At 69.6% G+C, this 24775-nt stretch carries 31 protein-coding genes; 17 read left to right on the top strand and 14 right to left on the bottom strand.

What is annotated here, in order from left to right; genetic code table 11:
• Positions 1 to 10 precede the first annotated feature (10 nt).
• Complete coding sequence (locus ACFY36_RS42200; protein ID WP_499751546.1) at positions 11 to 430, top strand: hypothetical protein; 420 nt, start codon at positions 11 to 13, stop codon at positions 428 to 430.
• Here the strand turns inward: ACFY36_RS42200 and ACFY36_RS42195 are convergent.
• Positions 401 to 1183, bottom strand: a complete 783-nt coding sequence (locus ACFY36_RS42195; RefSeq protein WP_499751545.1) for an MBL fold metallo-hydrolase — start codon at positions 1181 to 1183, stop codon at positions 401 to 403. The genes ACFY36_RS42200 and ACFY36_RS42195 overlap by 30 nt on opposite strands.
• 56 nt (positions 1184 to 1239) lie before the next feature.
• Here ACFY36_RS42195 and ACFY36_RS42190 point away from each other — a divergent pair, with 56 nt between their 5' ends.
• Complete coding sequence (locus ACFY36_RS42190; RefSeq protein WP_499751544.1) at positions 1240 to 1920, top strand: hypothetical protein; 681 nt, start codon at positions 1240 to 1242, stop codon at positions 1918 to 1920.
• Here ACFY36_RS42190 and ACFY36_RS42185 read toward each other — a convergent pair.
• Positions 1874 to 2308, bottom strand: coding sequence for a hypothetical protein (locus ACFY36_RS42185; protein ID WP_499751543.1), 435 nt, complete (start codon positions 2306 to 2308; stop codon positions 1874 to 1876). The two genes, ACFY36_RS42190 and ACFY36_RS42185, sit on opposite strands and share 47 nt — an antisense overlap.
• 123 nt (positions 2309 to 2431) lie before the next feature.
• On the opposite strand from ACFY36_RS42185, the gene ACFY36_RS42180 reads away from it, so the two are divergent.
• The 5 genes from ACFY36_RS42180 (at position 2432) to ACFY36_RS42160 (ending at position 7012) form a co-directional block, all read left to right on the top strand.
• A complete protein-coding gene (locus ACFY36_RS42180; protein ID WP_499751542.1) occupies positions 2432 to 3175 on the top strand; it encodes an SDR family oxidoreductase in 744 nt (247 codons plus the stop codon).
• 99 nt (positions 3176 to 3274) lie between these two features.
• Positions 3275 to 4069, top strand: coding sequence for an SAM-dependent methyltransferase (locus tag ACFY36_RS42175; protein ID WP_499751620.1), 795 nt, complete (start codon positions 3275 to 3277; stop codon positions 4067 to 4069).
• 33 nt (positions 4070 to 4102) lie between these two features.
• Positions 4103 to 4996 (top strand): Sco1979 family transcriptional regulator, encoded by an 894-nt coding sequence (locus tag ACFY36_RS42170; protein ID WP_499751541.1) that lies wholly within the window; start codon positions 4103 to 4105, stop codon positions 4994 to 4996.
• A complete protein-coding gene (locus tag ACFY36_RS42165; RefSeq protein ID WP_499751540.1) occupies positions 4993 to 5778 on the top strand; it encodes an SAM-dependent methyltransferase in 786 nt (261 codons plus the stop codon). The genes ACFY36_RS42170 and ACFY36_RS42165 overlap by 4 nt, the downstream gene beginning before the upstream one ends.
• A 97-nt stretch (positions 5779 to 5875) precedes the next feature.
• Entirely contained in the window at positions 5876 to 7012 is a 1137-nt protein-coding gene (locus ACFY36_RS42160) for a hypothetical protein (RefSeq protein WP_499751539.1), read from the top strand.
• Between the two features lie 7 nt (positions 7013 to 7019).
• Here ACFY36_RS42160 and ACFY36_RS42155 read toward each other — a convergent pair whose 3' ends face one another.
• On the bottom strand, positions 7020 to 7724 hold the full coding sequence (locus tag ACFY36_RS42155) for a glycoside hydrolase family 3 C-terminal domain-containing protein (protein ID WP_499751538.1): 705 nt from the start codon (positions 7722 to 7724) through the stop codon (positions 7020 to 7022).
• Between the two features lie 111 nt (positions 7725 to 7835).
• On the opposite strand from ACFY36_RS42155, the gene ACFY36_RS42150 reads away from it, so the two are divergent.
• On the top strand, positions 7836 to 8243 hold the full coding sequence (locus ACFY36_RS42150; RefSeq protein WP_499751537.1) for a TetR/AcrR family transcriptional regulator C-terminal domain-containing protein: 408 nt from the start codon (positions 7836 to 7838) through the stop codon (positions 8241 to 8243).
• Here ACFY36_RS42150 and ACFY36_RS42145 read toward each other — a convergent pair.
• Complete coding sequence (locus tag ACFY36_RS42145) at positions 8154 to 8696, bottom strand: CPBP family intramembrane glutamic endopeptidase (RefSeq protein ID WP_499751536.1); 543 nt, start codon at positions 8694 to 8696, stop codon at positions 8154 to 8156. The genes ACFY36_RS42150 and ACFY36_RS42145 overlap by 90 nt on opposite strands.
• Positions 8697 to 8770: 74 nt before the next feature.
• Between ACFY36_RS42145 and ACFY36_RS42140 the strand changes: the two genes are divergently transcribed.
• A complete protein-coding gene (locus ACFY36_RS42140; protein WP_499751535.1) occupies positions 8771 to 9478 on the top strand; it encodes a hypothetical protein in 708 nt (235 codons plus the stop codon).
• 15 nt (positions 9479 to 9493) lie between these two features.
• Here ACFY36_RS42140 and ACFY36_RS42135 read toward each other — a convergent pair whose 3' ends face one another.
• The gene (locus ACFY36_RS42135; protein WP_499751534.1) at positions 9494 to 10549 is read right to left on the bottom strand and encodes a LacI family DNA-binding transcriptional regulator; all 1056 of its coding nucleotides are present in this window, start codon (positions 10547 to 10549) and stop codon (positions 9494 to 9496) included.
• Positions 10550 to 10618: 69 nt separating this feature from the next.
• Here ACFY36_RS42135 and ACFY36_RS42130 point away from each other — a divergent pair, with 69 nt between their 5' ends.
• Entirely contained in the window at positions 10619 to 11758 is a 1140-nt protein-coding gene (locus ACFY36_RS42130; protein WP_499751533.1) for a glycoside hydrolase family 53 protein, read from the top strand.
• Here ACFY36_RS42130 and ACFY36_RS42125 read toward each other — a convergent pair.
• The 4 genes from ACFY36_RS42125 to ACFY36_RS42110 all read right to left on the bottom strand — a co-directional run bounded on the left by ACFY36_RS42125 (position 11750) and on the right by ACFY36_RS42110 (position 13094).
• Positions 11750 to 11974 carry a hypothetical protein gene (locus ACFY36_RS42125; RefSeq protein ID WP_499751532.1) on the bottom strand — a complete coding sequence of 75 codons (225 nt, stop codon included), beginning with the start codon at positions 11972 to 11974 and terminating at the stop codon, positions 11750 to 11752. The genes ACFY36_RS42130 and ACFY36_RS42125 overlap by 9 nt on opposite strands.
• Before the next feature lie 75 nt (positions 11975 to 12049).
• The gene (locus tag ACFY36_RS42120; protein WP_499751531.1) at positions 12050 to 12292 is read right to left on the bottom strand and encodes a hypothetical protein; all 243 of its coding nucleotides are present in this window, start codon (positions 12290 to 12292) and stop codon (positions 12050 to 12052) included.
• A gap of 6 nt (positions 12293 to 12298) precedes the next feature.
• Entirely contained in the window at positions 12299 to 12739 is a 441-nt protein-coding gene (locus tag ACFY36_RS42115) for a VOC family protein (RefSeq protein ID WP_499751530.1), read from the bottom strand.
• Positions 12740 to 12761: 22 nt separating this feature from the next.
• On the bottom strand, positions 12762 to 13094 hold the full coding sequence (locus ACFY36_RS42110; protein ID WP_499751529.1) for a hypothetical protein: 333 nt from the start codon (positions 13092 to 13094) through the stop codon (positions 12762 to 12764).
• A gap of 153 nt (positions 13095 to 13247) precedes the next feature.
• On the opposite strand from ACFY36_RS42110, the gene ACFY36_RS42105 reads away from it, so the two are divergent.
• Both ACFY36_RS42105 and ACFY36_RS42100 read left to right on the top strand, forming a co-directional pair.
• Positions 13248 to 13982: a hypothetical protein gene (locus ACFY36_RS42105; RefSeq protein ID WP_499751528.1), complete on the top strand. Its 735-nt coding sequence runs from the start codon at positions 13248 to 13250 to the stop codon at positions 13980 to 13982.
• Between the two features lie 10 nt (positions 13983 to 13992).
• On the top strand, positions 13993 to 14355 hold the full coding sequence (locus ACFY36_RS42100; protein ID WP_499751527.1) for a nuclear transport factor 2 family protein: 363 nt from the start codon (positions 13993 to 13995) through the stop codon (positions 14353 to 14355).
• Here ACFY36_RS42100 and ACFY36_RS42095 read toward each other — a convergent pair.
• Entirely contained in the window at positions 14321 to 15055 is a 735-nt protein-coding gene (locus ACFY36_RS42095) for a class I SAM-dependent methyltransferase (RefSeq protein ID WP_499751526.1), read from the bottom strand. The two genes, ACFY36_RS42100 and ACFY36_RS42095, sit on opposite strands and share 35 nt — an antisense overlap.
• A gap of 62 nt (positions 15056 to 15117) precedes the next feature.
• Here ACFY36_RS42095 and ACFY36_RS42090 point away from each other — a divergent pair, with 62 nt between their 5' ends.
• Both ACFY36_RS42090 and ACFY36_RS42085 read left to right on the top strand, forming a co-directional pair.
• The gene (locus ACFY36_RS42090) at positions 15118 to 15750 is read left to right on the top strand and encodes a TetR/AcrR family transcriptional regulator (protein WP_499751525.1); all 633 of its coding nucleotides are present in this window, start codon (positions 15118 to 15120) and stop codon (positions 15748 to 15750) included.
• Positions 15747 to 16184 carry an acyl-CoA thioesterase gene (locus tag ACFY36_RS42085; protein WP_499751524.1) on the top strand — a complete coding sequence of 146 codons (438 nt, stop codon included), beginning with the start codon at positions 15747 to 15749 and terminating at the stop codon, positions 16182 to 16184. The genes ACFY36_RS42090 and ACFY36_RS42085 overlap by 4 nt, the downstream gene beginning before the upstream one ends.
• A 1-nt stretch (position 16185) precedes the next feature.
• Here ACFY36_RS42085 and ACFY36_RS42080 read toward each other — a convergent pair whose 3' ends face one another.
• The gene (locus ACFY36_RS42080) at positions 16186 to 17088 is read right to left on the bottom strand and encodes a LacI family DNA-binding transcriptional regulator (RefSeq protein WP_499751523.1); all 903 of its coding nucleotides are present in this window, start codon (positions 17086 to 17088) and stop codon (positions 16186 to 16188) included.
• A gap of 113 nt (positions 17089 to 17201) precedes the next feature.
• Between ACFY36_RS42080 and purU the strand changes: the two genes are divergently transcribed.
• Both purU and ACFY36_RS42070 read left to right on the top strand, forming a co-directional pair.
• Positions 17202 to 18116 carry a formyltetrahydrofolate deformylase gene (gene purU, locus ACFY36_RS42075; protein ID WP_499751522.1) on the top strand — a complete coding sequence of 305 codons (915 nt, stop codon included), beginning with the start codon at positions 17202 to 17204 and terminating at the stop codon, positions 18114 to 18116.
• A 70-nt stretch (positions 18117 to 18186) separates the two neighbouring features.
• Positions 18187 to 19038, top strand: coding sequence for a class I SAM-dependent methyltransferase (locus tag ACFY36_RS42070; protein WP_499751521.1), 852 nt, complete (start codon positions 18187 to 18189; stop codon positions 19036 to 19038).
• A 931-nt stretch (positions 19039 to 19969) separates the two neighbouring features.
• On the opposite strand, the gene ACFY36_RS42065 is transcribed toward ACFY36_RS42070, so the two are convergent.
• Entirely contained in the window at positions 19970 to 20137 is a 168-nt protein-coding gene (locus ACFY36_RS42065; protein WP_499751520.1) for a hypothetical protein, read from the bottom strand.
• 439 nt (positions 20138 to 20576) lie between these two features.
• Between ACFY36_RS42065 and ACFY36_RS42060 the strand changes: the two genes are divergently transcribed.
• Positions 20577 to 21575, top strand: coding sequence for a hypothetical protein (locus ACFY36_RS42060; protein ID WP_499751519.1), 999 nt, complete (start codon positions 20577 to 20579; stop codon positions 21573 to 21575).
• A 6-nt stretch (positions 21576 to 21581) separates the two neighbouring features.
• Here ACFY36_RS42060 and ACFY36_RS42055 read toward each other — a convergent pair whose 3' ends face one another.
• Positions 21582 to 22472, bottom strand: a complete 891-nt coding sequence (locus tag ACFY36_RS42055) for an endonuclease/exonuclease/phosphatase family protein (protein ID WP_499751518.1) — start codon at positions 22470 to 22472, stop codon at positions 21582 to 21584.
• Between the two features lie 16 nt (positions 22473 to 22488).
• Entirely contained in the window at positions 22489 to 24711 is a 2223-nt protein-coding gene (locus ACFY36_RS42050; RefSeq protein ID WP_499751517.1) for a putative bifunctional diguanylate cyclase/phosphodiesterase, read from the bottom strand.
• Positions 24712 to 24775: the final 64 nt, after the last annotated feature.

The following is a 24775-nucleotide window of genomic DNA, read 5'->3' as shown; positions in this document are numbered from 1 at the left end:
CAGTCGCCTCATGGAACTGCGCTGGTGGTCGATCGAGGTCCTTGACGGGCCCGGCGGCTCCGCGCGCGCCTGGCGCGACGGGCTGGGCACAGCGCTGACGGAGGCCGCCATCACTCACGGTGCCTATCAGTGGGAGTGGCACACCCACACGTGGGGCGTTCTGTTCGAGATCGCGTTCGTGAGCGACGAGCGCTGGACGGCGTTCCGCGCCCTGCCGCTGGTGACGGCGGCGCTCGACGCGGTGCCCGATCCGGTGCACGGCCTCTACGTCTATCCGGGCCGCGGCGGCAGCTCGGGCCCGCACGTGCCTCGCCGGCCGCGCCCGATCGCCGGCGCCGGGGCGGCGCCGCTGCCGATGGAGGAGGAGCAGGATGTCGTACGGCTGACGGCGGCCCCGACCTCAGCTCCGCCCTTCCGCATCGCCGTCTGAATCGGCGCCACCAGGGGCAGCGCTGTCAGGGGCAGCGCCACCCTCGCCGTCAGGGGCGGCACCGTCGTCGCCGGCTGGGCGCGCGCCCGCGTACTCCCGGAAACGCTCGACGGCCCGCCCGGTGACGGCCCGGCCGTGGCCGAAGACGGCATGCTCGAAGTTGTAGGTGGCCAGCTTGGCGATGCTGCGCCCCTGCTCGGCCGGGTCGGCCGAGACCTGCGTGGGCCCCAGCGCCACCTTGCCGTCACGGGTGGTGCCGGCGGTGTCGCCCACGAAGAGCACCCCGCCGTCGCGGTCGAGCAGGTAGGAGACGTGGCCGCGGGTGTGCCCGGGCGTGTGCAGAGCGGTGAAGCCCGGCACGGGGCTGCTCTCGTCACGCGTGATCAGCTGGTCGATCTTGGTCGGCTCGGGGGTGCCGATCAGGCGTACGGCGAACTTGGCCAGGCCTTTGGGAGGCTCACCGGTGATCGCGCCGGTGATGACCGGAGCGTCCGCGGCATGGGCGACGACCCGGGCGCCCGACCGGCGGCGGATGTCGGCCACGTTGCCGATGTGATCGGCGTGATGGTGCGTGAGCAGCACGACGCGGACGTCACCGATCGCCTTCCTCATGTCGCGCAGGGCGCGGTCGATGCGCTTGGCGTTGCGCGGCAACCCCGTGTCGACCAGCACGACACCGTCGTCGGTGACGACCAGGTGCACGTTCACGAAACCGAGGCTCAGCTCGAAGACCCCATCCACCACTTCTCGCACGCGATCATTCTGCCCCACCCGGCCCGGCGATCGTTTTGCCCGTTTAGTCTGATCGAATGGACCGCCGAACGTTCCTGACCACCGCCGCCGGCGCCTTCACCGTGCTGGCGGTCGGCGCCGGAGGCGTACCCAGCCGGCCGATGTTCGAGTGGTCCCGGCCGGGCGGCTTCTTCAAGCCCGGCGCCGGCGTCTTCGAACCGCCTCCGCTCGTGGTCTACGACGACGGCACCGCGTACGCCGACGCGGCAGCCAGCCTGCGCCTTCGCGCCGCCGAGGTGCGGGCGCTGCGGATCCACGCTCTTGACGCGCTCAGCACGCCGGTCGATACGACCAGGGGCGACAGACCTTTCCATGACGTACGGGTGTGGGTCGCCGGCGGCAGATATCTCCGCGCCCGGCTCGACGCGGGACCGGTCGTCTCGTTCCCACCGGCGCTGCACGAACTGCACGACCGCGTGCAGCGGCTGCGCCGCCAGGTCCTCCACGGCGAGATCTTCCGCCCGCCCGCGGTCCTGCTGGCCACGGTGAAGATCGACTACGAGCCCGATTCCTGGAAGGCCTGGCCGTTCGACGCCCCGCCGGCCGGCTGGTACGCCGAGCAGCGTCTTCGCGGTGCGGCCGCGCTCGAGGTCCAGAGCCGGCTGCCCCGCGCCACCGAGCCCGTCTGGCCGATGTACCGGGTCGGCGCCGCTAACTACGTGGCCGCGACGTGGCGTTGTCTGCTGCCCCACGAGTAGCCCAGGCGACGTAGAGCAGCAGGGCGGCCAGCACCACCTCGATGCCGAGGCCCGTGCCCACGCCCAGCGCCTCGGCCAGCGAGAAGTTGTCGAAGTGCGTCACGTGGAAGAAGAAATGCGTCGCGGCGTAGATCAGATAGCCGATCAGCGCCGACATGACGACCTTGTTCTCCATGATCACGGCCGCGAAGTACAGCATCGCGGTCAGCGCCAGCCCGAGCCCGCCCACGTCCGACACCAGATGCTCGTTGTACGGCGGATCCAGCTTCACGGTCGGGAAGTGGTCGTAGAACGCCCGCGGGAAGAGGTACTGCCAGGCCGAGACGATCGTCTGAAGCCCGGCCAGGGTCAGCAGGCCGCCCCGCAGCCACGTGTTCACAGGTGTCATGCGTCATGGACGAGCCATCCCGCCGTTTCGTGACGGCGCGGGTTGTGCCACGGGTCACTGTCACGTTCCCGGCGGCTGCCTCGTCCCTCTCCCGTACGGCCCCTTCAGAGAGATGAGAAGACCATGAAGATCGCAGTCGCGGGCGGCACCGGCCTGGCCGGACGGCAGGTCGTCGAGGCGATCCGCACCCGAGGCCACTCCCCCGTGGTCCTGTCCCGCGCCGCCGGGGTCGACCTGCTGACCGGTTCCGGCCTGGACGCGGCCCTGACCGGCGCCGACGCGGTCATCGACGTCAGCAACGTGCTGACCCAGCGCAAGGCGGTCGCCGTCGGCTTCTTCGACAAGGCCGGCACCAACCTGACGGCCGCGGCCGCCCGAGCCGGTGTACAACACTTCCTGTCCCTGTCGATCGTCGGTGTGGACCGCGTGAAGAACGGCTACTACGCCGGCAAGCTCCGCCAGGAGGAGATCGTCCGCTCCTCGGGCCTGCCGTGGACGATCCTGCGAGCCACGCAGTTCCACGAGTTCGCCGGCCAGCTGCTGTCGTCGGTCCCCGGCCCGTTGGCCCTGGTCCCGACGGGCAAGGTCCAGCCGATCGCCGTCCACGAGGTCGGCGAGCACCTGGCCGGCCTGGCCCTGGAACCCCCGCGGGCCATGGCCCCCGAACTGGCCGGCCCGCAGCTGGAGACCCTGGTCGACATGGCCCGCCGCCTGATGGCCGCGGGAGGCGCCCGCCGCCGCCCCATCCTGCCCGTCTACTTCCCCGGCGGCATGAGCGCCGGCGGCCTGGTACCGACCGGCGACGGCCCCCGGGGCACACAGACCTACACGGAGTGGCTGAAGGAAAACGCACCCGCCGTCCACTAAGCTTGTCAAGCTCAATGCGCCGAGCGGTTGAAGGAAATAGCCGACCGGGTGGAGACTCACCCGGTCCCGGCGTGAGTATGCTGTCGATCATCGTCGTGGATCTCCACAAAGGATGGTCGCGTGGCTGAGGACATCGACCGGCTCGACACGAACGTGCCGGAGACCGCACGGATCTGGAACTACCTGCTCGGCGGCACCGACAACTTCGCCGCCGACCGGGCCGTCGGTGACCAGATCATCGCCACGTTGCCGCAGCTCGCGGAGCACGCGAAGCTCTCGCGCGCCTTTCTCGCCCGGGCCGTCCGCTACCTGGTGCTCGAGGCCGGGATCACCCAGTTCCTCGACATCGGCACCGGGCTGCCGACTGCGGAGAACACGCACGAGGTGGCGCAGAAGGCCGACCCGGCCGCCCGTGTCGTCTACGTGGACAACGACCCTCTGGTGCTGGCGCACGCGCGCCGTTTGTTGAGCAGCACCGACGAGGGAGCCACTGACTACGTACACGAAGATCTCAGAGACCCGGAAGCGATCCTCCGGGCCGCCGCCGCGACGCTCGATCTTTCCCGGCCCGTCGCGGTGACGCTGATGGGCGTTCTCGGGCACATCGAGAGCGACGACAAGGCCAAGAACATCATCGACCGTCTGATGCGCGGCCTGCTCAGCGGCAGTTACCTGGCCATGTACGACGGCGCCGACACCGACCCGGCCACCACGGAGGCCAGTCGCATCTGGAATGTCTCGGCCAACCCGAAGTATCACCTGCGCAGCCCCGAGCGGATAGCGAAGCTCTTCGATGGACTGGCGCTTGTGGAGCCCGGCGTGGTGCCGGTGACCCGCTGGAGGACCGACGAAACCGAGATCAGTCAGTTCTGCGCCGTCGGCCGCAAGCCGTAGCGTGCGAGCTCAGAGCCTGATAAGCAGGTCAACGTGACCGGGAGACAGGACAGCGGTGGCTCCACCGTGCGCAGGCTCCAGCTGGGCGCCCGCCTGCGCGAACTGCGCCTGGCCAAGGGTGTCAGCCGGGAGGACGCCGGATATCGCATCCGTGCGTCCGAATCCAAGATCAGCCGGATGGAGCTGGGCCGGGTCAGCTTCAAGCCCCGCGACATCACCGACCTCCTTGTTCTGTACGGAGTGGAGGACAAGGAGGAGCACGACCGGCTGCTCGAACTGACCCGCGAGGCCAACTCGCCGGGCTGGTGGCGCACGTACGGCGACGTGCTCGACAGCTGGTTCACCAACTACCTCGACCTGGAGCAGTCGGCCGAGCTCATCCGGACGTACGAGATCCAGTTCGTCCCGGGACTGCTGCAGACCGAGGCGTACGCCAGCGCGGTCATCCGCCTCGGCCACCAGGGACCGGGCACGACCGAGGTGGAGCGCCGGGCGAAACTGCGCATGGCCCGCAAGCAGATCCTGACCCGGCCCGACGCCCCGAAGCTGTGGGCCGTGCTCGACGAGGCCGTGCTGCGCCGGCTCATCGGCGGCCGCGAGGTGCTGCACGAGCAGATCCTCTCGCTGCTCGAGGCCACGGAGAACCCGAACATCCGCCTGCAGATCATCCCGTTCGACTCGGGCGGGCACGCGGCGGCCGGCGGCGCGTTCAGCATCCTGCGGTTCCCGCACGAGGAACTCGACGACGTCGTCTACATCGAGCACCTGACCAGCGCCGTCTACCTGGACAAGCACGACGATCTGGACAACTACGCGACCGCGTTCAGCCGCCTGATCATCGACGCCGCGCCGCCGGACGAGACACCCCTGATTCTTCGCAAGATCGCTGATGACGTGGCATTCGATGACAAGGAGAGGGACACATGACGGACGAAGCCCCCGCCGACCTGCAGCCCAACGTGCCGCACGCGGCCCGGATGTGGAACTACTGGATGGGCGGGAAGGACAACTTCGCCGCCGACCGGGCCGCCGGTGACGCGGTCGCGCAGGTCTACCCCGAGATCGCGGTGATGGCCCGGCTGTCCCGGCAGTTCCTGATCCGGGTCGTCCGCCACCTGGCCGCCGAGGCCGGCATCAAGCAGTTCCTCGACATCGGCACGGGCCTGCCGACCATGCAGAACACGCACGAGGTGGCGCAGGGCATCACCCCCGAGGCCCGCATCGTCTACGTGGACAACGACCCGCTGGTGCTGGCGCACGCCCGGGCCCTGCTCGTCAGCGTCACCGACGAGGGCGTCACCCAGTACGTCCACGCCGACTACCACGACCCGGAGAAGATCCTGGCCGACGCCGACGGCCCGCTCGACTTCACCGAGCCGGTCGCGGTCATGTTCATGGGCGTGATGGGTTACGAGCCCAGCCTCAACCGCATCCGCGAGATCGTGAACACGGTGATGGACGCGGTGCCGTCGGGCAGCTACCTGGTCTTCTGGGACGGCACGGACACCACCGAGGCGGTCCGCGAGGGCGCCCGCAAGCTGGCCGAGAGCGGCGGGGTGCCGTACATCCTGCGCAGCCCCGCCCAGATCGAGAGCGTCTTCGACGGCTTCGAGATCATCGAGCCGGGCGTCGTGCAGATCAGCGCCTGGCGCCCGGACGGCGAGGTCGAGACCATCGAGGCGTACGGCGCGGTGGCCCGCAAGCCCTGATGCCGCTCCCCGTCGACGCCGGCGGCTTCTGGGCCGCCGGCGTCGACCAGCCGGGTCAGCCGCTGCTCCGGTCTCCTGATCTTCTAATCTTCGGTCGATGACTGACAAACATGCCGGCGACGTCGTTGACAGTGCCTGGGCCAGATTGACGGCGACGGCCGACCTCGACCAACGCATAGCTCTCGGCTGGCTTTTCGGGCTCGGGCTCAACCGCTCGGCGCCTGAAGACGTGCTTCTCGACCTGCTGGATTTCGGGGAGACCGGCCTTCTCCACCGGGACGACCTTCCGGCCGGAGTCATGGATGCCGCCGTCGTCCACGGCGCCGCGCGGGTGCGCGCCGCCGCGGCCGAATCCGGTCATCTTTCCGCCGCGCAGTGGGACCGGCTCCTCACCACCACGCCGGATCCGGGACAGCGGGACATGTTCGCGGAGCTGGCGGCGGAGCAACTGGCCGCCCGGCGACGTTCCCGCGGTGGCCGCGGCGTCGGCCGTGCTCCGCACCCCGACGCCGCACCACCCCGGACACCGCAGGACATCGAGGCGATGGCCGCCGAGGTCCCCGACATCGACCCGGCCGACGTCACGACCGCGCTCTGGTGGATCGGCGCCCTCCACGACGACGCCGACGCCATGCGCCGGCTCGCCGCCTCGCCGAAGTTGCTGGTCCGCCGCAGCGTCGCACGAGCACCGCGCCTGCCCGCCGACGTGGCGGCGACGCTCTCGCGTGACCAGGACCGCATCGTGCGGCTCTTCCTCGCCGAGTCATGCGACGACGCCCCGCCCGAGATGCTCCTGGAGGTGGCGGCATGGTGGGAGGGAAGCCTGTCCTTCCCGGGCCGGCCGCGCACACATCCTCACTTCCCCCGGGACGGGCTGCTGCGCTACTCGGGTGATCCCAACCCCCGGATGCGGATCCTCGCCCTCGCCGACCCGGCCTCCACGAGCGCACTCGCCGAACAGTTCAGCCACGACCCCGACCCGATCGTGCGCCGAGCCGCCGCCGAGGACCACCGCCTCTCGCCGGAATCGCTGCGGCGGCTTGCCGCCGACACCGATCAACGCGCACGCCTGCGGGCGTGGCTCAACCCCTCGATATCGGCCGGCACCTTGGTGTCCCTCCTGCTCCACGCGGGCAGTGCCAAACACGCCGCCCGGAATCCCGGCATCCCGATCCCGGTCATGCGCCACATGGCCACCATCGCGAGGCTGCCCTCCACAGCACAGACCTTGTGAGTACCGGTCAGCTCAGCGACAGGCCATCGCCGAAGCGGAACGTGGCGCCGGCGGTGTCGAAGGGGACGTCGGGACGGCTGGCCTCCACCGCCGCCATCGAGGACGGGATGTCGAATGGCAGGCGGCCCAGCGGCTGGGCCGCGCCGAACAGCACGCGGATGAAGGCCTCGGCCGACGCTCCGAAGTTGACGATCAGCGCGGCCGCCGACTCGGCCAGTGGGTCCAGGATGGCCGGGCGGTCCAGGTAGACGTCGACGATCGTCGGCACGGTGGCGGCGATGGCCTGGACGCGGGCGACCTCGGCCGGCGGGAACTCCAGGGAACCGGCGCGGAAGAACGACTCGATCGTGCCCTGCTCGCCGCGCTGCTCGAACGGGGCCTGCAACCTCAGCACGGCCACGTCCGCCTCGGCCGGGGTTTCCACCACGGTCGCCCGGTCGGCGAAGGACGACGGCGGCACTCCCTCGGCGTACACCCGCAGACCCGGACCCAGCGGCAAGCGCGCCGGGCCCTCGGAAGCATTTGTCAGTACGGTGTGGGCGGCGGCCTGTGCGGCCACGCCCTCCGCCCGGGCCGCAGCCCCGCCGACGATGGTCTCGGCCGCCGTGGCGTCGACGAACGGGTTGTCGAACAGGCCCAGCTCGAACTTCCCGCGCAGTAGGCGGCGGGCCGACTCGTCGATCCGGGCCTCGGTCAGCGTGCCGTTCTTCACCAGCGCGACCAGCCCGAGCCGTGCGGTCAGGGCGGCGTCCTCGCCGAACGTGGAGCTCTGGCGGGCCCAGCGCGGCTCGGTGGCCAGGTCGACACGACGGCGCGCGACGGGATGTTGCGCACCGGGGCGCTGTTCGACTACGTGAAGATGTCGCTGCCGACCGGCCTGTCCACCATGCAGCCGGCCGAACGGTTCCTCGAGGTCATGGTGAGCGCGGGCTTCACGCCGCACGACGCCTCACGGGCTCTCGCTTTCATTGCCGAGTTCGTGTACGCCTCGGCGCGCGACACGGTGCTGATCGAGCGCTACGACGAGCATCCGCAGGTGACCGAGCTCAGGCGCATGCTGGACGAGGCCCCGCCGGAGTCCCTGCCGATGATCCGCGGGCTCAGCGGGGTGACGTCGCAGGAGGGCCAGTTCGAGTTCGACCTACGGGTCTGCGTCGCCGGGCTGGCCGCGCTGCTGGAAGAAGAGAACGCCCAGGCCATTGGCGGCCCAGTGCCAGGCGAAGGGAACTAGCAGGGACACCTCGGCGCCCCAGGAGAGGACGAGGCCGGCCGCGGCGGTGAAGAGGACTGTCCCGGGCGCACCCTTCGGGTGGAGGTGCCACAACCCGAAAAGGACGGCGGACCAGTACGGGCCGATCTCCGCTTGGAGTACGCCCCGGAAGGCCACCTCTTCGAAGAGGACCACGGCCAGCGGGATCTCGACCAGGGCCTTGCGCCACGGGTGCTCGTCGGCCCGGTTGGCCGGCACGAACCGCGACGCGACGGCGTAGATGATGGCGATCGCGGCGGCGCCCGTGACGGCGTACACCAAAGCGGTCTTGGAGATCTTGACGTCGAGGCCGAAGGCCGTGAACAGCAGAAACGCGGCGATCGGATTGACGACGGGCTGGAGTTTCGGCGGGCCTGCGTAGTTCCAGACCCGGACGGCTACGAGCGCCAGGAGGATCTCCCCTATTTCTGCCATGACCGTCGTCGTCCGCTCCGCGGGGGTGGGTGTGGTGGGCAGGATGCTCGCAACCGACTCAGAGGAGAGCTTCCGTGCGCACCGACTTCAGCATCGCCCGCGTTCCCGCCGCCGTCACGGCCTTCACGGGGCTGATGCTCGTCGCGGCCTGCTCCAGCGAGTCCTCCCCGGCCGCTTCTCCGGGCGCTTCGGCCTCCTCGACCACCACCTCCTCGCCGCCGCCGCCGCCGCCGTCTTCACCGTCGTCCTCCGCCGCCGCGCCCTCCTCCGCCGCCGCGCCCTCCTCCTCCCCCGCCTCCTCCGCTGGTGTCTTCTCGGGGACGCGGCAGGTCTATCTGCTGCCGAAGAACAGCGAGCCGGGTGTGGCCGTGCTCGACAACGGGAAGCTCGGGCTCTCCGAGGCCTTCGACGACAGCGCGCTGTTCGTGCTCACCCGCACCTCGCCCGAGGGCGACCAGTACTGGATCCGGACCGCGAAGATCCGCAAGGGTAGCGAGGCGCTGTGTGTCTCGGCCAAGGCCCCGGCCGTCACCACCGTCGCCTGCGACGCGGCGGCTCCGGACCAGTTGTTCCGCTTCCGCCGGACCGGCGAGTCGAACGGGAAGCCGACCTACACGATCCGGACCGGCAAGGACACGTACATCATCCAGGATCCGACCGGCGAGATCGCCGGCACGGGCACCGGGGTGGCCGCGGTGACGATCGGCGAGGGCACTCCGGACATCGACACCCCGTTCCTGCTCCCGGACCGCGGAAAAGCGACCATGCCCGCCTTGGACTGATTCCCCTGTGAGCGCTCACGCGGACTCTCGGATCACAAGCTCGGTGGGCAGCACGCGGGAGGACGCGGGACGGCCGGCGATCAGCTGGGTCAGCACCTCGACCAGCTCGGCCGCCACCTGCGGCAGGGGCTGGCGGACCGTGGTGAGCGGCGGGGTCGTGGCCGGCGCGATCGCCGAGTCGTCGAAACCGCCGACCAGAACGTCGCCGGGCACGGACCGGCCCGCCTGCCGCAGGGCCTGGAGCGCGCCCACGGCCAGCAGATCCGAGGCGACGAAGACGGCGTCGAGGTCGGGGCAGCTCTCGAGCAGCCGGCTCATCGCGTCGCGGCCGGCGTCGATCGTGTACGCGCCCGCGTAGGCGATGACGCGACGACCGGCCCGGCGGCCCAGCACGTCGCGGAAGCCCTGCCGTCGCTCGGCGCCGCCGGCCATGTCCTGCGGGCCGGCCACCATGGCGATGCGGCGGCGGCCACGGCCGGCCAGATGCCGGGTCATGAGCCGGGCCCCGTCGCGATCGTCGGCGGCGGCGAACGGGAAGGCGGGGCCCGCCGACGGCGGCCGCCCACAGACCACCACCGGCACGCGGGTCTCGTGCAACTGGGCCGCGAGCGGATCGCCGTCGTGCATCGAGACGAGCAGGACCCCGTCGACGTGGCCGCCGCGGGCGAAGTGCAGCACCCGCTCGCGCTCCTCCGGGGCGCCGGCCAGCATCAGCATGAGGCTGCTCCCCCGCTCGGCCAGCAGTTGCGTGCACGTGCGCATCAAGGCGCCCAGCACCGGATCCTCGAAGAGCCGGTCGGGCGCGTCCGAGAGCACGAAGGCGACCGCTCCCGACCGGCGGGTGACCAGGCTGCGGGCGCTCTGGTTGATGACGTAGCCCGTGCTGCGCATGGCGTCGTGCACGGCGGCGAGCGCGGCCGGGCTCACGTGGGCGCCGCCGTTGAGCGCGCGCGACACCGTTCCCCGCGAGACGCCGGCCAGCGCGGCCACGTCCTCCATGGTCGGTCCCCGGCGCTGGGCCCGCCGGGCCGCCCCGCGCGATTTGGGATGAGGCGCCTCGTCGTCCGCCATCTGCCCCTCCTCTTGACTTCCGCATTGTGCAGGAGCACCGTGAGCGCTCACAAGCATTGGAGGTTCTCGATGTCATCAATCAGCCGCCGTGCCCTCCTGGGCGGCGCCGGCGGGGTCGCCCTGGCCGCGCTCACGCCGGGCGCCGCGTCCGCGACCTCCCCCGCGCTGAGCATTCGCGGGGCCGACATGTCGTTCCTTCCTCAGCTGGAGGAGGCCGGCGTGCGCTACCGCGACCTGAACGGCCGGGTCCGCCCGGCCGAGCAGATCCTGGCCCGCGAGGGCGCGACCCACATGCGGCTGCGCGTCTGGGTCGACCCGCCCGACGGCTACAGCGACAAGGCCCGGGCGCTCTATTTGGCGCGGCGGGCCAAGAAAGCCGGCCTGAAGATCGTGCTGGACCCGCACTACAGCGACTTCTGGGCCGACCCCGGCAAGCAGCCCATCCCGGCGAGCTGGCCCCAGGACCTGCCCGGTCTCATCAAGAAGATCCGCTCCTACACCCGCGACCTGCTGCGCGACTTCGCGAGGCAGGGCACGCCGGTCGACATCCTCCAGGTCGGCAACGAGATCACCAACGGCATCCTGTGGCCGGTGGGCCAGCTCTACCTGCCCGACGGCACCCAGCAGTGGCCGGCCTTCACCGACCTGCTCAAGTCGGCCATCACCGGCGCCCGCGAGGCGGCGTCCGACCGCGTCCGGATCATGCTGCACATCGACCGCGGCGGCAAGATGGGCGACACCCGCTGGTTCTTCGACAACATCGCCGCTTACAACGTGCCGTACGACATCCTCGGCCAGTCGTACTACCCCATGTGGCACGGCTCGATCGCCGACCTCGAGGCCAACCTGGCCGACTCGGCCGCCCGGTACGGCAAGCCGATCCTGCTGGCCGAGATCTCCTACCCGTGGACGATGGAGGACGGCGACGGCCGCGGCAACATCGTCACCGACCCGTCCACGCTGCCCGACCTGGCCCAGTTCCCGGCCACACCCGCCGGCCAGGCCGCCTTCTACGAGCGGATCCGCCAGGTCCTGCGGGCCGTGCCCGGCGCCTTGGGCCGCGGCTTCCTGGCCTGGGAGCCGGAGTGGATCCCCGGCGTCGGCTGGGAGCCCGGAGCCGAGGCCCCCAACGACAACCTGACCCAGTTCGACTTCACCGGCCGGGCCCTGCCGTCGATCCGCGCTTACCGCCCGGCCGCCCTACGCTGACCGTTCCACACGCAGAAGGAATCGATGCGCGCGCACGCGGAACTCCCCGTGCGCGCGGATGCGCCGGTCGATGCCGCGCAGACCTTCCTCGTACCGCTCGACCGTGAAATCCGGAACCTGCCAGGCGACCGCGCGCAACTGATAGACCAGAGCGCCCACGTCAAAGAAGGTCAGGAACGGCCATTCCTCCCGTACGTCGGTGACGGCCAACCCCACGGCCTCAAGCCCCGCTCTCACGTCAGGGCGCGAGTACGCGCGCCATCTCGTCCGGGTCGAGTAGGCCATGCCTGTTCAGCACCACGCCGATCGACCGGTGGCAACGGTGCCGGCCGGCAACGGTCCCAACGACGAGAGCAGTTCACCTCCGCCGGTGTCCACATCGAGCAACCGCGTGCTGCCGCGCACGAGCTCTCCCGCCAGCGACGGATAGGACCAGCTCGGATCCGACCCCGCGACCCGCCCGGCCACCCAGCCGAAGTCCCACCCTTTCAGCGGCACGCCGGCCGCCTCGGCCACCAGCCGCTCGAACTCCACCGCGCCTCAGGCTCCGCCTTCCGTGATCGTGTACTTGCCGCCGACCCGGCCGGCGGGCAGTTCTTCGCCCGGGGTGTGCAGGTTCCACCGGTGGCCGAACGGGTCGATGATCCAGCCGGACCGCGCGCCGTCGTCCTGAACCGTCACCGGCCGGTCGACGGTGGCGCCGGCTTCCACGGCTTTACTCAGGGTCGCCTCGGCGTCGGGCACGACGAGCACGAACGACACCGCCGTGCCGCCGATCGTGGTCGGCCCGCGCACGCCGATCTCCGGGTGCTCGTCGGCCAGGAACAGCGTCTCACCGCCCACGCTCACCTCGGCGTGCCCGATGCGGCCGTCGTCCGCCGTCCAGCGCTGCACTTCGACCGCGCCGAACACCGAGGTGTAGAAGTCGATGGCCGACGCGGCGCCGGCGCAGCACAGGTACGGCACCAGTCCTCGTCCCATACCCGGACTCTATGCCGCCGGGTCACGATCCAGCCCGGCCTCGCCCGGCGAATCCCGCCCGGATCGACGACGGACGGGAGCCGTCCACGTCGTGAACCCTTATTCCTCGGCCAGCTCGGTCACGACCAGACAACGCCCGGCACGCCGCCGTGACGTCACGCGCGGTCAGCTGAGCGGCGGTCACCGCACGGGCCGTCTCCCCGACCGTGCCGCCCACCGCCGGAAAGGTCACCCGGCCCCCGGTCGACCGGCCGGTCACGTGGACGACGAACCCCGCCGCGCCGAGCGCCACCGCTATCCCTTTGCCCACCCCGCGGCTCGCCCCGGTCACCACCGCGACCCGCTGCTCAGTCATGCCGAAGACCCTGTCAAAGGGGTACGACAATCCCGGCGCCGCCACCAGCTAGCAGATCGAGGACCCAACCACCGAAGCGGACGCATTTGTGGCAGAGGATGCCGTTGCGGCCATTGACGAGGCCGTTCAATACACGGGGTCGGAGGGCCGGCCATGGCGAGCAGAAGCGTGCGGGCGATCGGCGTAGCGCTGCCCACGTACCTCGTCTCCACAGCCCTGGCCGTGGTCGTCAACATCGCCACCGAATCGTGGCGGTCACCGACGCCGTGGCTCATCATCGGGGTCCTGGTCGTCGCCTCGGCGGCGATTGCGGCCGTGACCGCACCCGCGCAGCCCGACCCCACGCAACCGCCTCTCCCGACGGGCCACTACGGTCCGTACGCGCCGCCGTCCCGGCCCCGGGGCAGCGGCACCTGGCGTGCCGTGATCGCGGTCGTGGTGGTGGCTGTCCTGGTCGTGAGCATCTTCGCCGTCCGCTTCGCCTTCGGCCTGGTCACCGGCCGGGAGTCGGGCGTAGACCGGCTGGTCAAGCCGGTCTCGGCCCGCAACGGCGCGCTCACCCTGACCGTCGACCGGGTCGAGGTGACCGCCCACTTCACCCGCATGTCGATGACGGCTGCCAACGCCGGCGAGAATGCGCTCATGCTGCCGCTCTACGGCAACTGTCAGATGACCGCCGACCGCATCACTACCAGCGCCTCAACGATCGCCAGCCAGTGGCCCGACAGCGTGCCACCCGGATCCACGGTCTCGGGTGTGGTCGTCTTCCGCTTCGTAATCCCAGGTGACACGACCAAAGCTTCGGTGTCGTTCTCCACGATCTTCGGCTCTTTGACCACCCGTGGCTCCATCGTGGTCCGCACCATTCCCCTCCGGACCGACCCGTAGGCTGGGAATCGTGAGCCTGTCGCATGAGGAGCTCTTCCGGAAGTACGTCTACGCCGGTGCCATCTCCCGCGATCCTGATGCGGTGGCGGAGCTATTTGCCGAGAACGGGGTTCTGGAAGCGCCTCTCGTTCCGCTGCGGCTTGCCGGGCGGGAAGCCATCCGCCGTGGTGTCGTCGAGCTGCAGCGGGCGCCTGCGGCCGCGGTCGATGTGGAGCGGTCCGGCTACATGCTGCATGAGACGGGCGATCCCGACGTCTTCATCGCTGAGATCGACACTGTTTTCGAGGGTGGTGGCGTCTTCCCGCTCGTGCAGATCTTCCGGGTGCGGGAGGGGCTGATCACGGTGCTGCGGGACTATTTTCGCGTGCCGTGATGATCCATGCCCGCGCGTCGAACCAGACGCCGTCGGGGGTCTGGTGATCGGCGAACATCGACCGCAGCCGCTCGACGGCCTCCGGGTCGGTCGAGGCCGGCTGAGCGCACGTGAAACCGCTGACCCATGTGACGGCCGCGTCCACGTCGGGGCCGTAGTAGACCGGCTCGTGGACGTCGATGAAATCCACATCCGTAAAACCCGCGGATTCCAGGATCCGGCGGGCCGTTGGCGGGTCGGACAGGGAGAACGGCTCGGGAGCCACCGGCACGGACAGGGCGCGGCGGATGGTCACGTCCCACTCGTTGCGGTCGGCGGCCTGCCAGACCAGCATGGCCAGGCGGCCTGAGGGGCGCAGGGCCCGCGCGATGTTCGTGAAGGCGGCCACCGGGTCGGTGAAGAACATCGTGCCGAAGCGGCTGATCGCCACGTCGTAGGAGTGCGGCGTGAAGGCGTACGTCTGGGCGTCTCCGCACCTGAATTCGACGTTGTCCTGGCCGAGAGCGAGAGCGCGGGCACGCTCGATGGCGACGGGCGATACGTCGATCCCCAGTGCGGACGTGGCCGCGCGGGCGGCCTCGCGTGTGGTCTGGCCGGCGCCGCAGCCGATGTCCAGGACGCGGTCGTGGGAGTGCGGGTTCCAGTGGCGGCGCAGCGCGTCGGTGTGCAGGCGCAGCTCGGCGTCGTAATCGAGAGGCACACCACACGATAAGCCGGTGACAAATGTTTACGAACGGTCGGTCGTTTTGTAGGGTCGACGGCATGACGGTGGACGGCAGGCTGGTACGCGGTGAGCGCACGCGCACCGCCGTGCTCGATCAGGCGCTGCGGCTCGCGACCGTGAACGGGCTCGACGGGCTGTCGCTGAGCCAGGTCGCCGACGCGCTCGGGGTGAGCAAGTCGGGGCTGTTCGCTCACTGGCGGTCCAAGGAAGCGCTGCAACTGGCCGTCATCGAGCACGCCCGCGCGCAGTGGACCGACGAGGTCATCAAGCCCGCGATGGCCGCGCCCAAGGGCGTACGGCGGCTGTGGGCCCTGCATGACCGGCGGCTCGCCTTCTACGAGGCCCAGGTGCTGCCCGGCGGATGCTTCTTCGCCAACGCCAACTTCGAGTTCAACGCCCGGCCCGGCGTCCTGCGTGACCGGCTCGGCGTGCAGCTCGCCGACTGGATGGCCTTCCTGACCCGGCTCGCCGGCGAGGCCGTCGAGGCCGGGGAGCTGCGCGCGGGCGAGGGCGACAGCATTCCCTTCCTGATGGAGTCGCTGGGGGTCTGCGCCGTCATGCAGGCCACCGCGCTCGGTCCCGACGTCACCTTCCGGCACGCGCGGCTGGCCCTGCTCAGCTATCTGCGTGCCCTCGCCACCGACCCGACGATCCTTCCGGAGCTGTCATGACGACCTTGACCGAGACGTACGGCGCCGTCGTGCGCCTGCCCGTGCACTTCGACGACCTTGACGCCATGGGCGTGCTGCACAACTCCCGCTACGCCGTCCTGGTCGAGCGGGCCATCGTGATCTGGTGGCAGGAGCGCGGCGTCTCGTTCACCAACGGCCGCCCGACCACGCCGGACGCTTTCAACGTCGTTCGTGAGTACGCCATCACGTTCCACCGCCCGATCACCGGCACCGGTGAGATCGCCGTGCGGTTCTGGCTCGACCGGATGGGCACGACCAGCGCCGAGTACGGATTCCGGGTGGCCTCCGAGGACGGCGAGACCGTGTTCGCCGAGGGGCGGCGTGTCAACGTACGTCTCGACGCCAAGACCATGCGGCCGGCGCCGTGGACGGACAACGGCCGTGAACTGGCGACGGCGCTGCTGAGGAACTGACCTACGCCGACTCCCGCACGATCACCCGGGCGGGGGTCGGTTCCAGGCCGTCCGCGCTCATTCCCAGCAGAATACGGGCGGCCAGGCGCCCATGGGCCTCGGCGTCGATGTGGATCGTGGTCAGCGACGGGGTGACCATCGCGCCGTGCTCCGTGTCGTCGAAGCCCATCACGGCCAGATCGCCGGGCACGGACAGGCCCTGGTCGCGGGCGGCCACCAGCGTCCGCATGGCGATGTCGTCGTCGTAGCCGGCGACGGCGGTGATCCCGTCGGCGATCAACTCGCGCAACTTCGACAGGCCGGTCAGCGGCCGTAAGGGCGACAGGCCCAGCTCGGCCGCCGCCTCCCCCGCGAACCGCAGGCGCACCTCCCGCAGCGGGGCGTTCGCCGGCAGCGCCATCGCGACGCGGGTGTGCCCCTTGCCGGCCAGATAGCCGATCTGCTGGGCAGCGTGCGCGGCCAGGCCGTCGTCGCGGCCGCCGCCGTGATCCTGCAACTCGTGGCCGGTCAGGTAGGGCTCACCGAACCGGAGCGCGGCTCTCGGGCGTACGACATCAAGAATCTGCTTCTTGGCGACCTCGGTGACCAGGCCGTGGCGGACCAGCAGGACATGGTCGTGCGCGCTGAGCTCGTCGTCGAGACCGCGGATGTAGCTGCGCGAATAGTTGCCCTCGAGCCCGTGCTCGATGAAGAGGACGACCAGCCGGGACGTACCCTCACGCAGGGCTTTGGCAATGCCATGAGGCACATAACCCAGATCTCGTACGGCCTGGAGCACCCGCTCGCGCGTGGCCTCGGAGATCGTCTGGTTCGGCGTGTCGTTGAGAACGAAGCTGACCGTGGCCCGGGACACGCCGCTGGCCGCCGCGACATCCTTCAGGGTCGCGCGACGGGCCTCCGGCATGCGTGTAGCTTACGGAACTGGCTCGATTTAGCCAGGCCGGGTGGGTCACAAACCGACCGCAGCGTGCGGATCTTTGCGTACCCTCGCCACGATCGGATCGGAAGGATTGCTCAGTGACGCTCATCCAGGACGCGCCCCTCGCCAGCCGTCGCCCGCGCGACGACAGCCCTCGTGACCAGGCTGTCCTCATCGTGCACGGCGCCGACCGCACCGGCATCGTGGCCGCCGTCGGTTCGGTGCTCAGCAAGCACGGGGCGAACATCGTGTCGCTGGACCAGTACTCGGACAACCCGCACGGCGGCGCGTTCTTCCAGCGTACGGTGTTCAGCCTGGACGGGCTCAAGGCCGCCCTCCCGGAGATCGAGAACGACCTGCGCACCGAGATGGACCGCGGTTTCGACCTCGAGTTCACGCTGCGCGACCTCTCCCGGCCCAAGCGCGTGGCGATCTTCGCCTCGAAGGAGGACCACTGCCTCCTGGACCTGCTGTGGCGTCACCGCCGAGGCGAGCTGCCGGTGAGCGTAGCGATGGTCATCTCCAACCACACCGACACGGCGGACGAGGTGCGCTCGTTCGGCATCCCGTTCTTCCACGTGCCCTCCCCCGCCGGCCCCGACAAGTCGGTGGCCGAGGCCCAGCATCTCCAGCTCCTGCGCGGAAACGTCGACTTCGTGGTGCTGGCCCGCTACATGCAGATCCTGTCGGGCCGTTTCATCAAGGAACTGGCCGTCCCGATCATCAACATTCACCACTCGTTCCTGCCGGCGTTCATCGGGGCGGGCCCGTACGCCAAGGCGAAGCAGCGGGGCGTGAAGCTGATCGGCGCCACGGCCCACTACGTGACCGAGGACCTGGACGAGGGCCCGATCATCGAGCAGGACGTGGTCCGGGTGACCCACGCGGAGACGGTGACCGACCTCCAGCGCCGGGGCGCGGACGTGGAGCGGGCGGTCCTGTCCCGGGCGGTCCGCTGGCACAGCGAGGACAGGGTGATCCGCCACGACAACCACACCATCGTCTTCGCCTAGCCCGGCGTCCGCTGTCTCCGCTGGGCGAAATTCCTGGCCGTCGCCACGCGCCGCGGGCAGGCTTCCCGGCATGGGATTGGGTTTCCAAGGCGACGTGGTCGACTACTACCAGCGCTACCGGCGGGGATACCCGGCTCCGGTGATCGACGCCCTGGCCGCAGCGGTGAACCTCGACGGTTCCAGCCTCGTCCTGGACCTGGGCTGCGGCACGGGCCAGTTGACGCTTCCGATGGCGTCACGCGCCCGTGCGGTCATCGGCATGGACCCCGAGCCGGAGATGCTGGCCCGAGCGCGGCAAGTGTCACGGGATCGGGCGGTCAGGAACGTGACCTGGATCCTGGGCGCCGACGTCGACGTCCCAGCCGTGGGCGCCACGCTGGGACGGGATGCGATCAGCGCGGTGACGATAGGCCAGGCGCTGCATTGGATGAACGCCGAGACCGTTTTCAAAGATCTGGTCCCCCACCTTCACCCGGGCGGCTCGGTAGCGGTGGTGACCAACGGAAGTCCGGCGTGGTTGCACGACTCCACGTGGTCCCAGGCTCTTCGCGGTTTCCTGGAGGACTGGCTCGGAGAGCCCGTGAGCTACGCCTGCGGCACAGACGCGGCCAGCCAGCAGCGTTACGCGGGTCTGTTACGGGAAGCGGACCTGATCGTATCGGAAACCAATGTCCATTACGTCGACACCATCGACTTCGAACACCTCATCGGCAGCCTGTACTCCGCTTTCTCCATCGACCAGCTCCCCGCTCCGGACAAACGGGAATACTTCGCAGCCAAACTCCGCGCGGCATTACCCGCAACCGAAACATTCGACGAGCCGGTCTCGGTGAAAATACTGATCGGAACAAAGTATCAGGCACGCCGCCATTACCGGGATGAAACTGGCCGCCTCCGCACGCCGACCTCGCACAGACCTTGAGGCGCTTCACTCGCGGCCTCACCAATGATTTCGTTGAGCGCGGCGCCGCAATAGTGCACCGACCGCTGAGGCCATGCGCGAATGGTGGATTCGATCCCGCGACCGCCGCCCACGGCCGGAATCCAAAGCGGGGATCCGGCCTCCCCGGCGGACTCGGCCCGCACCGTGACCTTCATCCGGCCCAGCCGATGCCACAGTTTCAGCCCGCATCATCACTTCAACCGGACCGGTCGACTCAGGTCGAGCCACCGCCCCGACCCGGGCCGCCGGCTCCGCCCGCGCTACCGTCTCGGCCTGATCGACCGGCTCAGCGCGCACTACGGCCCCTGCCCGCACCGCCGGCTCGGCCCGCCCTTCCACCTCGGCCTGCACCGCCAGCTCGGGCCGCACCTCCACCTGCACCGCCAGCTCGGGCCGCACCTCCACCTGCGCCGCCATCTCGACCCGCGCCGGCGACTCGGCTCGCACCTCCGCCTGCGCCGCCATCCCAACCCGCGCCGGCGACTCGGCCTCAACCGGCTCATCCGCACGGCCGGCAGGCGCAACCTCCGGGTGCCCACCAGCCACCGCGCCCGGACGCGGGGGCCGCGCCCAGCTGACCTCCTCATCCCATATCAACGGCGGTATCCGCTCAGTCGAATCATGCAAACCCAACTCTCCGCACACCCGCGAACAACCATGCAGGCGACACAACTTCAACGCATGACGTCGTTGAAGACCCCACCGCCGCCGCTCATCCTGACCACGCCGGAACTCCACCATCTCCGGCGAATGACTCGGCACCCCCGACCAATCCCGCATGGAAGCAATAACCGACCTCGAAAAGAACCCCAGCTGCGCCATGAACCATTATCCCGCGCTCCGAAGATCGAGTGCAAAGAAAGGATCATGCCATTCGGAATTGGCGCAACGCGGTCAGGACAACGGATCGCTACTTTCCGTACAGCTCGGCCATGGCGTGGAAAGCCCGCTTCGGTTCGAGGCGGCCGCCGGGCATCACCTTGCACACCCCGAAGCCGGCCATGTCGAGATCCGGGTGGGGATCGGGGTCGTACGGGCTGTTGTAACTGGCGAAGGTGAACCAGAACGCCGTGTCCACGGCCTCGTGGTCGCGCCCCGGTATGTGCAGCAGCCGAACTCGGTTGCCGCCAGCGGCTTGCCGTGCCGGCGGAACTGCCTCACCGCCGGGCGGAAGCCGGGGCCGTCCGGATCGACGTAGGCGTCGACGCCCACTGTTCAACGCGGCCGACGCCTCCGCGAGCTGAGGCACGTCGGTGGACAAAAATTTGATCCGGGCGAAAGTGTCGTCCTGGGCAGAAAACCCGCTCCGAACAGGCTCAGCTCGCACCCGGTGACGAAGACCGCCGCCTCGGCCCGGTCGGCGGTGGGCCGGTTCCTCGAGGAGCTGGGCCGGTTCGGGAACCGCGCGGCGGAACACGAGGCCGGTAACGCCCCTTGGCAAGAGTCGCGTGCGCGGCGACGATGACAGTGTGAAGAGGACACCTTCGACCGATCGAAGGTGGTCATTGCGAAGGTTGGTGACGTCGGGCGACAGCCGGGCCATCAAGGTCATCACCTCGACGCTCGTGGTGGTGCTGTCGGTGGCTATCGGCATCGCGACCAACAAGGTCTCGGAGAAGTTCACCTGGGGGTGGGCCGCCGGGTTGGCCATGTTCGCGCTGGGCGTCGCGGCCATTCAGATTCTTGATGCCTGGCAGGCACGCTCCGACGCGCAACCCGACGGCGGACGCCAGTCGATATCCGTAGCTTTCACGGCAGGGCGTGACATCGTCGTCGGCCATCCCGTTCGCCTGATGTCCCTGATGCTGACCTCTATTCTGGTGATTGCCATCGCCATCCTTGTCGCCGTTCTGGCGATCCGGCCACAGCGAAATCCTCCACATCAGACCGCATCCGAGGAACAGATACTCGAAAAGCTGGAGCCTGGCGGCACCTACGCACGATTCAAACAACTCCTGAATCAGGAGGCCGACAAGGAGGACAGGATCCAAGACGGCTTCATCGCCCAATTCGACCGCGAGAGTGAATATATCCATGCGGTAGTGAACGGCGACGGGAAAGTTCTTGCCATAACCGTGGTCCTGAAGGACGGAGCAACACTGCGACCGTCCCATCTCGGGGGATGGCCATACCCGTTCGGCAAGACCGTGGCCCAGCACGAGGATGCGCTCAGATTTGAACCGGACGGCGCGGCCGGTGTCTGCGGCGCTCGACACGGCGCCTATCTCAATGTCTACAACACCACCGACGCCTCGTACGACTTCCAGCGTATGGCATTCGGGTTCATCGACACCGGCGACTTCGATTGCACCGGCATCGACATCAAACTGACTACCTGCGATCCGAACGAGAACGACGGCGGATTCGGCGCGTGCCTGGACCGCATGGAATGGAAATCGGCACCGGCCCGGCAGGTGCGGGAGAAGATCGCCGCCTCGGCGATTGTGGTCACGGCGCCGGACGTCGACATCACGACGGAGATGTTGCGCTTCACCTATGATTTCGCCCGTTTCTGACGCGATTCATCCGGGCAGGCGCAACCGGACCTGCACCGGCAGATGATCGCTGGGATATTGGGTGCCGCCACGGTAACGGTTGATCAGAGCGGCCGAGACCGTGACGCCCGGGGTGGTCAGCACCCAGTCGATCCGGGGGCCGTCCGGGACGAGTGGGCGATAGCCGTGGAACGTGCCGTACGCCGGGCCGCGCCGCCCGGCCTCGGCCCAGGCGTCCCGGTAACCGGCTCGGGTGACCAACAGGTCGTAGACAGGGCTGCTCGAGCGCGCGGGAGTGTTGAAATCGCCGGTCAGGATGATCGGCCGGGGCGGGTCCATCGCGGCCAGCCGGGTGCGGATGAGGTCCGCCCCCCGGTCGCGGGCGTACTCGCTCAGATTGTCCAGGTGGGTGTTCACGGCGTAGAAGCTCTTGCCGGTCGCCCGGTCCAGGAACCTCGCCCACGTGACCATCCGGATCGCGAAACCACCCCACGTCTCCGAGCCGGGGACCTGGGGAGTGTCGGAGAGCCAGAAATGGCCGTACGCCTGCGGTGTCAGCCTGTCCTTGCGGAAGAAGATGGCCATGAACTCGCCGGCGGCGCCGCCCTGGCGGCCCTGTCCTATGTAGTCGTAGCCGCCGCCCAGATCGTCCCTGATGTCGCCCAGCTGGGCGGCCAGGCCCTCCTGGGTGCCGATGACATCGGGCTTCTCGGTCGTCAGGAGGGCGCGCATGACCGGGCGCCGCCGCACCCACGAGTCGTCCGCGAAGCGCAGGTTGAACGTCATCACGTGCAGGTCGGCGGGGGCGGCCGGGCCGGCCAGGCGGTCCATCGCCGAGGTGGCCGCGGGGGCCGGGGGCGCCGTCACGTAAAGGAGGCCGGCTATGACGAGCAGAGCTGACATCAGCGGCCTCGCCATGGCGGAATGATAGGCGTCAGGTCGTGATCGTGGCTCCGGGGACCCAGGCCGGCGTGCCGATGATCTCGTTGATGCGGGCGGCCGGCACCGGGCGGGAGAACAGATAGCCCTGGCCGTACTCGTAGCCCAGGGCCAGCAGCAGGTCCCTCTGCTCAGTGGTCTCGATGCCCTCGGCCACCGACGACAGCTCCAGCGCGCCCGCCATCTGGCTCACCGCCGTCGCCACCGCGGACTGGCGGCCGACCGTGGTGATGGACTCGACGAAGGAACGGTCCAGCTTCAGGGTCGTCACCGGGGTGGTCAGCAGCAGGCCCAGCGACGACGCCGCCGTGCCGAAGTCGTCCAGGGCCAGCTTCACGCCGAGCGCGCGCAGGGCCAGCAGGGCGTCCAGCGACTCCTGATCGTCCAGCACCGCCGTCTCCGTCACCTCGATGGTCAGGCAGCTCGGCGGCATGCCGGTCTCCCCCAGCGCCCGGGCCACCTCGGCCACGAAGCCGTGCTCCTTCAGCTGGCGGCCGGCCACGTTGACCCCGACCGACATGCCGGACACCTCGGGGTTGGCGCGCAGCCAGGCCACGCCCTGACGGCAGGCCTGCCACAGGACCCAGCGGCCGATCGCCACGATCAGGCCGGTCCGCTCGGCGACCGGGATGAACTCGACCGGGGAGACCAGGCCGCGTACGGGGTGGTTCCACCGGAGAAGGGCCTCCACCCCGGTCGTACGAAGGTCGGTCAGGCGCACGATCGGCTGGTAGACCAGCTCGAACTGGTTCCCGTCGAGGGCCTCGCGCATCTCGCGGATGAGCTCCGCCTCGGCGCTGATCCGCGCGCCCATCTCGTCGTTGTAGCGCACCCACATGCTCTTGCCGCGGCCCTTGGCCTCGTACATGGCGATGTCGGCGTTGCTGAGCAGGCTGGACGGCTCGTATCCGGCCGGCGCGGCCGCGACGCCCACGCTGGCCCGGGTGAACAGCGTGTGGGACTGGATCTCGACCGGCTCGTTGAGCAGCCGCTGGATCTCGTCGGCGATGGCGCCGCCGATGCCGGCGTCGGCGCCGGGCAGCAGCACCGCGAACTCGTCGCCGCCGAGGCGGGCCACCAGGTCGTCGCGGCGCACCGACCGGCGCAGCCGCTCGGCCACCGCCACCAACAGGGCGTCGCCGGCCGCGTGGCCCATCGTGTCGTTCACCGTCTTGAAGTCGTCCAGGTCGATCAGCAGGACGCAGGCTTCCTGCTTCTCGACGACCGCGGCCATCCGCTCGTTGAACGTGATCCGGTTGGCCAGCTTGGTCAGGCCGTCCAGGGACGCCTGCTCGCGCAGCAGCACCTCGTGCTCGCCGAGGCGGCGGATCAGGGTCATGTTGTCGTGGAAGGCGATGAGCTGCCGCCCGGCGACCAGGCAGGTGATCACGACGACGGCGAGGGCCGCGCCCCAGAGCTGCGACGAGGCGTGGCTGGGCATCATCGCGAAGAAGATCACGAAGGTGAGTGCGATCATCCCGTACGGCAGGAGGCTGTACGGGCGCCGCTGGACCCGGCGGCTGGTGCCGCCCCGGCGGACGAGGACCTCCTGGATGCGGGGGCCGGCCGCGATGAGGGCCGACGGCAGGAGGCGTACGACAAGAACCCAGGGGTTGTTGGGGTCCTGGAAGACGCCCGGCAGGAAGGTGGCGATGCCCTGGAGGCCGGCCGCGGCGACCATCGGCCAGGCGGCGACGCGGGCCATGGGCGGCTCGGGGATGAGCGCGACCTTCGTGGCGCAGAACGCGGCCACGACGACCAGGGCGGCGGTGAGGCCGGCGTTGAACTGGTCGTCGCTCGAGTTGTAGGCGTAGCACCAGGCGGTGACGCCGCCGCCGACCAGCACGGTGGCCGCGTCCAGCCAGAAGATGACCTTGTCACGGCGGCCGTCGAGGCCCTGCGGGAAGATCAGGCAGGCGATGACGTTGCTGCTCATCCCGACCGTGAACAGCACCGTCTGCACGACGCCGCCGTTCATCGAGTCCGATGAGAACGTGATGAACTGCGAGAAGTCGCCGATGGTGAAACACGCGCCGGCGAAGGCGATCATCGTCCAGAAGCGGCGGAAGCGGGCCGGCGAGATCTGGCGCAGCCGCCAGGCGCCGACCGCGAGCAGGGCGTCGAACGGCACCTGGAGGCCCCAGAAAGCGGACACCTGGAGCACACCGTCCGGCAGGGCGTAGAACAGCACACCGCCGACCAGCGTCAGGGCCGCCATGGCCAGTAGGACAGGGTCACGTCGCACAGACTTTTAGATCGGACTTTTCTGGAACCACTCAAGG

The organism is Actinoplanes sp. NPDC000266 (assembly GCF_042899005.1).
Taxonomy (GTDB): domain Bacteria; phylum Actinomycetota; class Actinomycetes; order Mycobacteriales; family Micromonosporaceae; genus Actinoplanes.
The sequence above is the reverse complement of the archived record's forward strand: the minus strand, read 5'-3'. Positions and strand labels throughout refer to the sequence as shown.